We start from the raw sequence: 774 nt of genomic DNA on the forward strand, positions 1-774 counted from the left end.
ACGCACCGACCGCGTGGACGCGCTGCGCGAGGCGGCGGGGCTGTAGGCTCCGCAGATCTTCACCGGCCGGCCCGGACTCCGCTCAGGGGAGTCCGGGCCGGTGCGTCACTCGCCGCCCTGTTCCGCCGAGCGAGGAGGCTCGGTGTCCCCGTGCTCCGGTGGGTCGGGCGCGAAGCGGTGCCGTAAGGCGTCGACGATGTCCGTCTTCCCGTGGGCCGCAGCCAGTCTGGTGAGCCGTTTGGCGAACAGGCGCACGTCAGGATCCTCGGCGGAGAAGCCGAACCAGGCCAAGAACGAGTCGACTCCCCGGTCCGAGGGGAAGGCGTCGAAAGGCACGTCGTCCACATCGTGCTGCCCCCAGTCGGGGGCTCCCGATGAGGCGTCCTCCTCATGGGCGCGATCCGTCCACGGCGGGGAGACCAGATGCTCGAAGGGAGGCGCCACCGTGTCGTTGTTGGCAGCGGCGGACAACTGGGCGAGCATGCCGATCCGCTCGACCGCTCCCTCGATCTCCTCCTCGTTCCGTGAGAGCCACCACACCACCGCGCTGCCCGGATCCTTGAGGACGTCGTCACCGAGGTAGGCGCGCTTGTTTCGCTCGTAATTGCGTTCGTGCTCCCAGACGTCCTCGTCCTTGCGGACATCGGCCAGCTTCGTCAGACGTTCCCTGTCATGTTCTGGAAGCGTGAGCACGACATCGTGCGCCATGGCCATGATTCTTCCGGTGCCGTCCGCATGCATGGTGGCCAGAGCGGCATCGAGCTGGTGCTGGGC

General features: G+C 68.0%; 1 pseudogene. It reads right to left on the reverse strand.

The annotated features are described in order from the left end of the window. Positions 1-105 precede the first annotated feature (105 nt). Positions 106-774 (reverse strand): annotated as a pseudogene (locus K7787_RS31420) (hypothetical protein); the annotation flags it as partial.

The organism is Streptomyces sennicomposti (genome assembly GCF_019890635.1).
Lineage (GTDB): Bacteria > Actinomycetota > Actinomycetes > Streptomycetales > Streptomycetaceae > Streptomyces > Streptomyces sennicomposti.